Genomic DNA, 11,820 nt, shown 5'->3' on the forward strand with positions numbered 1-11,820 from the left:
GCAAGACGCGGGTCTAAGGGGTGGTGCTGAATCGCACCACCCCATCGGCGCCGCGTTCGCGGCGCATCTGCCCGGACAAGCACAACAGGTTCAGGTGCGCCACGGCCTCGCCCATGGCAAAGGTGGTCTGGTGAACATCGAGGGGACGTTTGAACAGCACGGGCAAGAGCTCGTGGGCGCAGCACGCTTGTGCACGACAGGCCTGCAGCAGCTCGGTCAGGCGCTCGGCGTGGTGCGACTTCAGTTGTGCAATGCGCGTGGCCGCACCCCGAAACGGTCGCCCGTGCGAGGGCAGTACCAAAGTGGTATCGGGCAGCTGCGCCATGTGGTCCAGTGAGTCGAGGAACCACTGCAGCGGATTGCCATCGGGCTCCATGGCGTAAACACTGACGTTGGTGGAAATGGCGGGCAGCAGCATGTCGCCGCTGATCAGCACCTGCTTCTGGGCATCCAGCAAAGCCATGTGTTCGGGCGAGTGGCCATAACCGCTGATGCACTGCCAGAGGCGGTCGCCGATGCGCACCTGCATGCCCGCCATCAAGCGCACATAAGCGCCGGGGATCTGGGGCACCATGCTGGGGTAATAACCCACCCGTGCCTGCACCTGGGCCAGCTCTTCGGGCTGTTGCCAGCCATGCGCATTGAAAAAAGCCACCGTGGGGGCGCCCCCAAAATTGGACAGCCCGCTGCAAGCGAGCAGGGCGGACTGGTACTCGCTGGTGCTCATCCACAGCGGCGCTTGCCAGCGCTCGCACAACCAGTGCGCCAGGCCCATGTGGTCCGGGTGCATGTGGGTGACCAGCACGCGCAAGATGGGCAAGCCCTGCAGCACCTGCTGCTCCACCTGTTGCCAAGCTTGTCGGGTTGCGGGGTTGTCGATCCCGCAATCCACCGCGGTCCAGCCTTCACGCAGCACGCTCGGCTGTGCCGGGTCGGGCAGGCGGTCGCGCAGCAGCCACAGGTTGATGTGGTTGAGTGCAAAGGGCAGACCCATGCGCAGCCAGAAAATACCGGGGGCCACCTCGATGGCCCCGCCTGTGGGGGGCAGCTGCTCGTCCAAGGGGTACTGCATGGGCGTGCCGTCGACGCGGGCGTCTGGTGTTTGCATCACGCGTTCTGTGGGCGAGGTGGACATGCGTCAGGGGCTTTGAGTTAGCATTCGGACATTTGACGTTGACGTTAACGTCAAAGATGAATTTTCATTGTAGGGGGCGGCTTTTTGCGGGCCTGTCCCCCTTGCGCAAGCTCAGGGGACCCCACGCCATGGCGAACACCTTCACGATCAGCGATCTGGCCCAGGAATTTGACCTGACCACCCGTGCGATCCGCTTTTACGAAGACATGGGCCTGCTCGAGCCCGAGCGGTCCGGCCCGGGCGGGCGCAACCGCGTGTACTCCTCGCGTGACCGCACCCGCCTGAAGCTCACCTTGCGGGCCAAGCGCCTGGGCTTGTCCCTCAACGAGGCCAAAGACCTGATCGACATGTACGACAGCCCCCGTGACACGGTGCCACAGCTCAAAAAATTCCTCGTGGTGCTGGCCGAACACCGTCAGCAATTGGAGTCGCAGCTGGCCGACCTGGAAGCCACGCTGGACGAGGTCAAAACCCACGAAAAGGAAACCCGCAGCCTGCTGACCAAAGCCAACAAGGCCAGCGCTGCAGCCTGAACACGTGGAGAAATGGTCGCCGGTTTTGATTGACGTTGACGTAAACGTCAATTAAAGTCCGGAGTTGTTGTCAAGCACTGGATGCGATGTGAGCACTGCCCCCTCTTCAGACCCGTCAAGCCTTGCAGGAACTGCGGCCCAAGACCGTGCTGCCCATGATCGGGTGGCCCTCAGCCTGGCCCGTCAGGGCATGATGCAGCACTTGGGAGTTCGCCTTATGTCGGCCACTGTCGGACAGGTTGAACTGGCTTTGCCCTACTCCGACAAAGTGACCCAGCAACAAGGCGGCTTTCATGGCGGCGCCATGGGCGCACTGGCCGACATTGCGGGCGGGTATGCGGCCTTGACCGTGGCGCCCGAAGGCATGGAGGTCACCACGGTGGAATACAAAATCAACTTTCTCGCCAGTTTTCAAGGTGGAGAAATTCGCGCCATCGGTCGTGTCACCAAAGCAGGAAAACGCATCATCGTGACCACGGCCGAGGTGGCGCACATCGACGAGACGGGCAAACGCACGGACTGCGCCGTGATGCAACAAACCTTGGTGCCTGTTGCCAAAACATACTGATGCGTTCGGCGTGAAAACCAAGCGCCACCGCACCCCCTACCAACGCTTTACCTTTATCAGGAATCCCCATGAACAACCTGCCCGGCCTCAACTTCCAACTCGGTGAAGACATCGACGCCCTGCGCGACGCGGTGCGCGACTTTGCCCAAGCCGAAATCGCGCCCCGTGCGGCCGACATCGACCGCAGTGACCAATTCCCGATGGACCTGTGGCGCAAGATGGGTGATCTGGGTGTGTTGGGCATCACCGTGGGCGAGGAATACGGTGGGGCGAACATGGGCTACCTGGCCCACATGATCGCCATGGAAGAAATCTCTCGCGCTTCGGCCAGTGTGGGCTTGTCCTATGGTGCGCACTCCAACCTGTGCGTCAACCAGATCAAGCGCAATGGCACGCCCGAGCAGCGGGCCAAGTACCTGCCCCGGCTGATCAGTGGCGAGCACGTTGGCGCCTTGGCCATGTCTGAGCCCGGCGCGGGTTCGGACGTGTTGAGCATGAAGCTCAAGGCCGAGGACAAAGGCGGCTACTACCTGCTCAACGGCTCCAAAATGTGGATCACCAACGGTCCCGACGCCGACACCTTGGTGGTCTATGCCAAAAGCGAGCCCGAACTGGGCGCGCGCGGTGTGACGGCCTTTTTGATTGAAAAGGGCATGAAGGGTTTTTCGATCGCGCAAAAGCTCGACAAGCTGGGCATGCGCGGCAGCCACACGGGCGAGTTGGTGTTCAACAACGTCGAAGTGCCCGAGGCCAATATTCTGGGCGGCTTGAACAACGGCGCCAAGGTGCTGATGAGTGGCTTGGACTACGAACGCGCTGTGCTCACGGGCGGGCCTCTGGGCATCATGCAGGCGGTCATGGACAACGTCATTCCCTACATCCACGACCGCAAGCAGTTTGGCCAAAGCATTGGCGAATTCCAGCTGATCCAGGGCAAAGTGGCCGACATGTACACCGTGCTGCAGGCGGGCCGGTCTTTTGCCTACACGGTGGCGAAAAACCTCGATTTGCTGGGCGCCGAGCATGTCCGCCAAGTGCGCAAGGACTGCGCCAGCGTCATTTTGTGGACGGCCGAAAAAGCCACCTGGATGGCGGGCGAGGGGGTGCAGATTTTTGGTGGCAATGGCTACATCAACGAATACCCGCTGGGCCGTTTGTGGCGCGATGCCAAGCTGTACGAAATTGGTGCCGGCACCAGCGAGATTCGACGCATGCTGATCGGCCGCGAACTGTTTGCCGAAACGTGCTGAGAACCGTCACGACCGCCTATTTTTGCCAATGCCGGTGACAATCACACCATGACCACTTCACTGCAACACCTTCTGGACAACAACCGCCAATGGTCAGCGCGCATGGTGCGCGATGACCCGGCGTTTTTCACCCGTCTGGCCAACCAGCAATCACCCAAATACCTGTGGATCGGATGTTCTGACAGCCGCGTGCCCGCCAACCAGATCACGGGGCTGGATCCGGGCGAGGTGTTCGTCCACCGCAACGTGGCCAACGTGGTGGTGCACTCGGACCTGAACGCCTTGTCGGTCATCCAGTATGCGGTCGACGCCCTCAAGGTCGAGCACATCATGGTGGTGGGTCATTACGGTTGTGGCGGGGTCCTGGCCACGCTGCGGGGCATGCGCGTGGGGCTGGCCGACAACTGGCTGCGCCACGTGCACGACGTCAAGGTGCGCCACCGCCGCCGCCTTGACCACCTGCCAGTGCTGGCACAGGAAGACGCCCTGTGCGAGATGAATGTGATCGAGCAGGTGGGCAATGTGGCCCTGACCAATGTGGTGCAGGACGCCTGGGCACGTGGCCAAAAGCTCAGCGTGCACGGTTGGTGCTATGGCATCAAAGACGGCCTGGCCAAGGATCTGGGTGTGAGCATGAGCGGCGCGCACGAGGTGGTGGACGTGTTCCGCAGCGCCTTCAAGCGTTACCCGCGCGGGGGGCTGTGAAGTCCGGCACGCCCCAAAGCTGCACAGACCCTCTGGTTTATTTTTTTCGCTGAGTCCGAGGCTCACAGCAGAGTACCTTTTCAATTTTTTGGAGAAAACCATGTCCGACCCCATCGTCATCGTCAGCGCTGCCCGCACCCCCATGGGCAGCTTCCAGGGTGATTTTTCCGCGCTGGCCGCCCACGACCTGGGCGGCGCCGCCATCCGCGCGGCCGTCGAGCGCGCCGGCATCCGCCCCGAGCTCGTGACCGAAGTGCTGTTTGGCAACTGCCTGATGGCGGGCCAAGGCCAGGCTCCGGCCCGTCAGGCGGGCTTCAAGGGCGGCTTGCCCAAGAGCGCAGGCGCGGTCACCCTGTCCAAAATGTGTGGCTCGGGCATGCGTGCGGCCATGTTCGCGCACGACATGTTGGTGGCGGGCACGCACGATGTGCTGGTAGCAGGCGGCATGGAAAGCATGACCAACGCGCCTTACCTCATGCTCAAGGGCCGTGGTGGCTACCGCATGGGCCACGACCGCATCTTTGACCACATGATGCTCGACGGCCTGGAAGACGCTTATGAGCCCGGCCGCAGCATGGGCACCTTTGGCGAAGACTGCGCCGCTAAATACAGCTTCACCCGCGCCGAGCAAGACCACTTTGCCACCACCAGCGTGCAGCGCGCCAAGGCCGCCACCGAGTCGGGTGCCTTTGCCAGCGAGATCACGCCCGTGACGGTGAAAGACCGCAGCGGGGAACGCGTGGTGTCCATCGACGAAGGCCCCGGCAAAGTCAAACTCGACAAGATCACCAGCCTCAAGCCCGCCTTCAAGAAAGACGGCACCATCACCGCCGCCAGCAGTTCGTCCATCAACGATGGCGCAGCCGCCATGGTGCTGATGCGCGAAAGCACCGCTGCCAAACTGGGCTGCAAACCGCTGGCCCGCATCGTGAGCCATGCCACCCATGCGCAAGAGCCCGAGTGGTTTGCCACCGCGCCCGTGGGTGCCACCCAAAAAGCATTGGCCAAAGCGGGTTGGAAAGTCGAAGACGTCGATTTGTGGGAAGTCAACGAGGCCTTTGCCGTGGTGCCCATGGCGCTCATGAAAGAGCTGAATGTGCCGCACGACAAGGTCAATGTGAACGGCGGCGCGTGTGCGCTGGGTCACCCCATTGGCGCCTCTGGGGCCCGCATCATGGTCACGCTGATCCACGCGCTCAAGGCCCGTGGCCTCAAGAAGGGTCTTGCCACGCTGTGCATTGGCGGCGGCGAAGGCACGGCGGTGGCGCTGGAATTGGTGTGATCCAAGCTGTGACAGGTCGCGGCCCAAGTCGCTGACCTGCAAGCACCGAACGGAACCCCCATCGTCATGACCACTGTCCTCCTCATCGGCGCATCCCGCGGCATTGGCTGGGAGCTGGCCCGTCAATACATCGACAACGGTGTGCGCGTGATTGCCACCGCCCGCTCAGACGAAGGGCTGGACCGGCTCAAGGCGCTGGGCGCCCAAACCCTGCGCCTGGATGTGGCCAACCCGGCCAGCAACTCCGGCCTGTCATGGCAGCTGGATGGTGAAAAAATCGACCTGGCCATTTATGTGGCGGGCGCCATGGACCGTGCCAGCGCGAACACGCCGCCCACCCTCGACAGCTTCGACGCGGTGATGCACACCAACGTGCTGGGCGCGATGCAGGTCATCCCCCAGATCGTGCCCATGGTGCAAGAGTCGCAAGGCGTCATCGCCTGCATCAGCTCCATCATGGGCAGCCTGCAAGAGACCAGCAGCGGCAACGCCGCGCTTTACCGCGTGAGCAAGGCCGCACTCAACATGGTGGTGCGCTGCACACAGGCCGAGCAGCCGGGCATCACTGTCCTGGCCATCCACCCCGGTTGGGTGCAAACCGACATGGGCGGTGCGGCGGCACCGCTGACGCCTGAGCAAAGTGCGCGCAGTTTGCGCCAGACACTGAACCACGTCCTTGAACAACGCGACCCGAAACACCGAGGCGCATTTTTGAACCATGATGGCAGTACGCTGCCCTGGTGAATCGACCCTGAAAGACCGACATGCTGCTGACCCCCGACCAGGAAATGATCCGTGAAGCCGTGCGTGACTTTGCCCAGCGCGAGCTGTGGCCCCATGCCGCCGAATGGGACAAGAAGCACCACTTCCCCAAAGACGCGCACAAGGGTTTGGCTGAGCTGGGTGCGTATGGCATTTGTGTGCCTGAGGCGTTGGGCGGCGCGGGTCTGGACTATGTGACGCTGGCGCTGGTGCTCGAAGAAATTGCAGCCGGTGATGGCGGCGTCAGCACCACCATCAGCGTGACCAACTGCCCCGTGAATGCCATCTTGATGATGTACGGCAACGCCGCGCAAAAAGCGCAGTGGCTCACGCCGCTGGCCCAAGGCCAGATGCTAGGCGCGTTTTGCCTGACCGAGCCGCATGTGGGCTCGGACGCCTCGGCCTTGCGCACCACGGCTGTGAAAGACGGCGACGAATACGTGATCAATGGCGTCAAGCAGTTCATCACCAGCGGCCAGCACGGCGATGTGGCGGTGGTGATTGCCGTGACCGACAAGGGCGCGGGCAAGAAGGGCATGAGCGCCTTCTTGGTGCCCACCAGCGCCCCGGGTTATGTGGTGGCGCGCCTGGAAGATAAGCTGGGCCAGCACAGCAGTGACACCGCACAGATCAATTTCGACAACTGCCGCATCCCCGCCGAGAACCTGATCGGTCAAGAGGGCGAGGGTTACAAGATTGCCCTGTCGTCCTTGGAGGGCGGGCGCATCGGCATTGCCGCGCAAAGCCTGGGCATGGCCCGCAGCGCGCTGGACGTGGCCATTGATTACGCCAAGCAGCGTGAGAGCTTTGGCACCCCCATCTTCAACCACCAAGCGGTGGGCTTTCGCTTGGCCGATTGCGCCACGCAACTCGAAGCCGCGCGCCAGCTGATTTGGCACGCGGCCAGCCTGCGCGATGCCGGTCGGCCTTGCTTGAAAGAGGCGGCCATGGCCAAGCTGTTCGCCAGTGAAGTGGCTGAGAAAATCTGCTCTGCCGCCATCCAGACCCTGGGCGGCTACGGCTATGTGAGCGACTTTCCGGTCGAGCGAATTTACCGCGATGTGCGGGTGTGCCAGATTTACGAAGGCACCAGCGACGTGCAAAAAATCATCATCCAGCGCGCACTCTGAGCGTCTGAATGGCCGGCTGGCGCTGGACATTCACGTATGATTTCGGCCTATGAACATCATCATCCTGGGCGCAGGCCGTGTGGGCGAAAGCGTCGCTGAAAGCCTGGTTTCCGAGCAAAACGACATCACCGTCATCGACCAGGACCCGGCACGCCTGCGGCTGCTCGAAGAGCGTCTGGATTTGCGCGGCGTGGTGGGCAACGGCATTCAGCCTTCGGTGCTGCGCGAGGCCGGGGCCCAGGACGCTGACATGTTGATTGCCTGTGCGGCGGCTGACGAGTCCAATTTGGTCGTCTGCAAGATCGCCCACGATGTGTTCAACGTGCCCACCACCATCGCCCGCCTGCGTTCGCCCGAGTTCAACGAAGGCGACGAGTTGCTCGGCAAGTCCGGCTTTGCGGTCGACCATGTGATCTGCCCCGAAGAGTCGGTGATGCGCTACATCCAGCAGCTCATCCAGTACCCTGAGGCCTTGCAGGTGCTCGAATTTGCCGAGGGCCGCGTCAGTCTGATTGTGGTGCGTGCAGCGGCTGACAGTTTGCTGGTGAACCACACCATCGCCGAATTTCGCGAGCGATTGCCGGACGCCGAGATGCGCGTGGTGGCCTTGTACCGGCAAGACACACAAATCGACGCCTTGCCCGAGACCCGTATCCTGCCTGGCGACGAGGTTTTTGTGCTGGCCGATACGCGCAAGATCCCCATCGTTTTGAGCGGTATCCACAAAACCGACCAACCTGTGCAGCGCCTGATGCTGGCCGGTGGCGGCAAAGTGGGCTTGCGCCTGGCGCGCATTCTGGTCGGCCAGTACCACGTGAAGTTGATCGAGCGCGACAAAAAACGTTGCGAATACCTGGCCAGCCAGTTGCCCTCGAGCATGCTGATCCTGAATGGCGATGGTGCGGACGAAGACCTGCTGCACGAAGAAAACGTGGGTGAGATGGATTTGTTCCTGGCGTTGACCAGCGATGACGAGGACAACATCATGTCCGCCATGCTGGCCAAGCGCATGGGCGCACGCCGTGTCATGGCCCTGATCAACCGCCGCGCTTATGCCGACATGATGCAAGGCAGCACGATTGACATCGCGATCTCGCCTGCGCAAACCGTGATCGGCGAGTTGCTGGCTCATTTGCGCCGGGGTGATGTGGCGGCGGTGCACAGCTTGCGTCGTGGCGCGGCGGAGGCACTGGAGGGCATCGCGCGCGGCGACCTCAAGACATCGAAATTGGTCGGGCGCCGTGTCGAAGAAATCAAGCTGCCCCAGGGCGTGAGCATGGGGGCGATTGTGCGAGGCGAGGGTAAAAAATCCGAAGTGCTCATGCCGCACCATGACACCCTGATCGAAGCCGACGACCACATCATCTTGTTCATCCCCAACAAACGCGATGTCCGTGCTGTGGAAAAACTCTTCCAGGTCAGCGCGACCTTTTTTGGCTGATGTTCACGTTCTTCGCTCCCGTGTTGTCCTTGATGGCGCGCATTTTGCTCGCGTTCTCGGTCACATTTCTGGTGCCCGGCATCTGGGCCTGGTTTGAAGACCACCGTGATTTGCAGTGGATCTGGTTGGCAGGTTTTGGTTTGACAGCCTGCAGTGGCTTGGTGCTGGCGGCAATCACTCAGCAGCATCGGCGCGAATTGAAGACCAAGGACGGCTTCTTGTTGGTCAACATGGTGTGGTTGGTTTTGCCTGCTTACTCGGCCCTGCCCCTCCTGTTTTTGGTGCCCGAGATCACCTGGTTCAAGGCCTATTTTGAAGCCATGAGCGCCCTCACGGCCACAGGAGCCACGGCCTTGTCGGGGCTCGACCATTTGCCGGTTTCGGTCAACATCTGGCGCTGCTTTTTGCAGTTGATCGGTGGTCTGGGCATCATGCTGCTGGTGGTGGCGGTGTTGCCCATGTTGGGCCTGGGTGGCATGCAGCTCTACAAGACCGAAACGCCCGGCCCCATGAAAGACACCAAATTCACCCCTCGCATTGCCGAGACGGCGCGGGGCTTATGGGGCGTGTACTTTTTATTTTCAGGCGCGTGCCTGCTGGCTTACCGATGGGCTGGCATGAGCTGGGCCGATGCCTTCATGCACATGTGCACCACCATGGGCTTGGGTGGCTTTTCTTCTTATGACGCCAGTTTTGGGCACTTCAACTCGCCCACGATCGAGTGGGTCGCCATCGTGTTCATGACCTTGGCCGGCATCAGCTTCGTGCGCTATTTTGTGGTTCTGCGCAGCCGCTCCCTCTTGCCCATCAGCAACGATCGCGAGATCCGCACTTACTTGGGTGTCTTGTTGGCTTCCACCTTGTTGGTGATGGCCTTGCTGCTGGCCCATGGTGTTTATGAAGACGGCCTGGAGGCCTTGCGCATCAGTGCTTTCCATGTGGTGTCTTTGGCCACCACCACGGGGTATGCGGCCACCGATTACGCGCAGTGGCCAGTGTTTGCCCCCATCTTGTTGATGTTTTTGGGCTGTTTTGCTTCGTGCGCGGGCTCTACGGGGGGGGGCATCAAGATGGTGCGCATGGTCTTGCTGATCAAGCAAGCCCGGCGTGAGCTTGTACGCATCATCCACCCCCGTGTCATCAACCCCGTCACACTGGGCGGTGCTGTGATTCCCATGTCGGTCATGACGGCGGTTTTGGGCTTCATGCTCATTTATGGTGGCGCCACCATGGGCCTGAGCATGCTGCTTTTGCTCAGCGGCATGGACATCGTGACCGCATTCTCGGCAGTCATCGCCACGGTCAACAACATCGGCCCTGGCTTGGGCGAAGTCGGTCCGTCCGGCAACTTCGGTGGCCTGAACCCTTTTCAGTTGAGCGTTTTGACTTTTGCCATGCTGCTGGGCCGATTGGAGTTGCTGTCGGTGCTGGTGCTGTTCAGCTCGCACTTTTGGCGCAAATGAATTCGGCCGTTTTGCCGTTGAAACAAGGAGACACACATGCCGATCACCAAAGGATTTCAAGCCCTCGTCGATGAGGCCATGGCCCAGGTCACCACGCACAGCGTGGCCGACGTGCAAGCGCGCCTGGCTGACCCTGCCGTGCAAATTGTGGACATTCGCGACCCGCGTGAGCTGGAGCGCGAAGGCACCGTGCCCGGCGCTTTGCTTGCGCCCCGGGGCATGCTCGAATTCTGGGTCGACCCAGCCTCGCCTTACTTCAAGCCCGTGTTCGCGGACGAGCGCAAACAGTTCATCTTGTTTTGCGGCGCAGGCTGGCGCAGCGCCTTGGCCACCAAAACCCTGCAAGACATGGGCATGACGAATGTGGCCCACATCGATGGCGGCTTTGCCGCTTGGAAAAAAGCGGCCGCCCCCATGGTCACGATGGCGCAGCACCAAGCCGAAAGCGCGGCGCGCAAAGGCGCTTGATGGCCGCGCCTTGCCCCTGCGGCCGCACAAGCGCCAAAGGCCAACCGCTCGACTTGCATGACTGTTGCGGCCCGCTGCACGCAGGCCAGGCCGCACCCGATGCCGAACGCCTCATGCGCTCGCGCTACAGCGCCTTTGTGTGCGGCGACGTGCCTTATCTGTTGGCCACTTGGCACCCCACCCAACGCCCTGCCGAGCTGACGCTCGAACAAGGTGGCAAATGGTTGGGCTTGGAGATCAAGCAACACCGGGTCACCGGTGCGGACGCCGCCGAGGTGGAATTTGTGGCGCGATTTCGGGTGGGCGGCAAAGCGGTGCGCCAGCACGAACGCAGCCGCTTTGTGCGCGAAGGCGATCGTTGGTTTTATCTGGATGGCATTGAGCTGTGAAGGCCGTGCTCCAAGACCACCGCGTATGATGGTTGCCATGAATTTTGAAGCCATTTTGTTTGACTGCGACGGCGTGCTGGTGGACAGCGAAGCCATCACCTGCGGCGTCTTGCGTGACATGTTTGAAGAGCAGGGCTGGCGCATGTCGCTGGCCGAGTGCATGCAGCGCTTTGTGGGGCATACGGTCAAAAGCCAGCGCACCACCATCGAGGCGCACACCGGCCAGCCGCTCACCGATGCCTGGCTGGAACAGTTTTTTGCCCGCCGCAACGAGCGCTTGACGCAAAGCATCACCGCCATCGAAGGTGTGCACGAAGCGGTGGCGCACCTGCACGATCACTGCGAAGGCCGCATCGCGGTGGCTTCGGGTGCTGACCGTTTCAAGGTCGAGATGATGCTCAAGCAAGTGGGCTTGATCGACTTTTTTGCAGGCCGCATTTTCAGCGGCCATGAAATGCCGCGCAGCAAGCCGCACCCCGACGTGTACCTGGCCGCTGCGGCCCACCTGCAGGTCGACCCGGCGCGCTGCCTGGTGGTGGAAGACACCACCGTGGGCATCACGGCGGGTGTGGCCGCGGGCGCCACGGTGTGGGCCTATGCCGCGCCGCCGGCCGAGCATGCGCCGCTCTTGCAGGCTGGCGCACAACAGGTGTTCACCAGCATGCACGCGCTGCGCTTGGCTTGAATCCGGCAT

Annotated in this window: 13 protein-coding genes; 12 read left to right on the forward strand and 1 reads right to left on the reverse strand. The window is 61.8% G+C overall.

Going from position 1 to position 11,820, the window contains the following annotated elements; all coding sequences use genetic code 11:
* Positions 1 to 13: 13 nt before the first annotated feature.
* Positions 14 to 1,135, reverse strand: a complete 1,122-nt coding sequence (locus LHAB_RS06205) for an MBL fold metallo-hydrolase (RefSeq protein ID WP_090044705.1) — start codon at positions 1,133 to 1,135, stop codon at positions 14 to 16.
* Positions 1,136 to 1,263: 128 nt separating this feature from the next.
* Between LHAB_RS06205 and LHAB_RS06210 the strand changes: the two genes are divergently transcribed.
* The 12 genes from LHAB_RS06210 to LHAB_RS06265 all read left to right on the forward strand — a co-directional run bounded on the left by LHAB_RS06210 (position 1,264) and on the right by LHAB_RS06265 (position 11,811).
* Positions 1,264 to 1,668, forward strand: coding sequence for a MerR family transcriptional regulator (locus tag LHAB_RS06210; protein ID WP_090044707.1), 405 nt, complete (start codon positions 1,264 to 1,266; stop codon positions 1,666 to 1,668).
* 190 nt (positions 1,669 to 1,858) lie between these two features.
* A complete protein-coding gene (locus LHAB_RS06215; protein WP_369814127.1) occupies positions 1,859 to 2,236 on the forward strand; it encodes a PaaI family thioesterase in 378 nt (125 codons plus the stop codon).
* Between the two features lie 68 nt (positions 2,237 to 2,304).
* Positions 2,305 to 3,486: an isovaleryl-CoA dehydrogenase gene (locus LHAB_RS06220; protein ID WP_090044708.1), complete on the forward strand. Its 1,182-nt coding sequence runs from the start codon at positions 2,305 to 2,307 to the stop codon at positions 3,484 to 3,486.
* Positions 3,487 to 3,534: 48 nt separating this feature from the next.
* Positions 3,535 to 4,191, forward strand: coding sequence for a carbonate dehydratase (can, locus tag LHAB_RS06225; RefSeq protein ID WP_090044710.1), 657 nt, complete (start codon positions 3,535 to 3,537; stop codon positions 4,189 to 4,191).
* Positions 4,192 to 4,291: 100 nt separating this feature from the next.
* Entirely contained in the window at positions 4,292 to 5,473 is a 1,182-nt protein-coding gene (locus LHAB_RS06230) for an acetyl-CoA C-acyltransferase (protein WP_090044712.1), read from the forward strand.
* A gap of 66 nt (positions 5,474 to 5,539) precedes the next feature.
* On the forward strand, positions 5,540 to 6,217 hold the full coding sequence (locus tag LHAB_RS06235) for an SDR family oxidoreductase (protein ID WP_090044715.1): 678 nt from the start codon (positions 5,540 to 5,542) through the stop codon (positions 6,215 to 6,217).
* A gap of 20 nt (positions 6,218 to 6,237) precedes the next feature.
* Positions 6,238 to 7,365: an acyl-CoA dehydrogenase family protein gene (locus LHAB_RS06240; RefSeq protein WP_090044717.1), complete on the forward strand. Its 1,128-nt coding sequence runs from the start codon at positions 6,238 to 6,240 to the stop codon at positions 7,363 to 7,365.
* Positions 7,366 to 7,414: 49 nt separating this feature from the next.
* Complete coding sequence (gene trkA, locus LHAB_RS06245) at positions 7,415 to 8,806, forward strand: Trk system potassium transporter TrkA (RefSeq protein ID WP_090044720.1); 1,392 nt, start codon at positions 7,415 to 7,417, stop codon at positions 8,804 to 8,806.
* Positions 8,806 to 10,269 carry a TrkH family potassium uptake protein gene (locus LHAB_RS06250; protein WP_090044723.1) on the forward strand — a complete coding sequence of 488 codons (1,464 nt, stop codon included), beginning with the start codon at positions 8,806 to 8,808 and terminating at the stop codon, positions 10,267 to 10,269. The genes trkA and LHAB_RS06250 overlap by 1 nt, the downstream gene beginning before the upstream one ends.
* Before the next feature lie 36 nt (positions 10,270 to 10,305).
* Positions 10,306 to 10,737, forward strand: a complete 432-nt coding sequence (locus LHAB_RS06255) for a rhodanese-like domain-containing protein (protein ID WP_090044725.1) — start codon at positions 10,306 to 10,308, stop codon at positions 10,735 to 10,737.
* Positions 10,737 to 11,126, forward strand: coding sequence for a YchJ family protein (locus tag LHAB_RS06260; RefSeq protein ID WP_090044727.1), 390 nt, complete (start codon positions 10,737 to 10,739; stop codon positions 11,124 to 11,126). Before LHAB_RS06255 ends, LHAB_RS06260 begins: the two co-directional genes overlap by 1 nt.
* 37 nt (positions 11,127 to 11,163) lie before the next feature.
* Positions 11,164 to 11,811, forward strand: a complete 648-nt coding sequence (locus tag LHAB_RS06265; RefSeq protein ID WP_090047730.1) for an HAD family hydrolase — start codon at positions 11,164 to 11,166, stop codon at positions 11,809 to 11,811.
* Positions 11,812 to 11,820 lie beyond the last annotated feature (9 nt).

The organism is Limnohabitans sp. 2KL-27, from assembly GCF_001269345.1.
In the GTDB taxonomy this organism is placed as follows: Bacteria; Pseudomonadota; Gammaproteobacteria; order Burkholderiales; family Burkholderiaceae_C; genus Limnohabitans_A.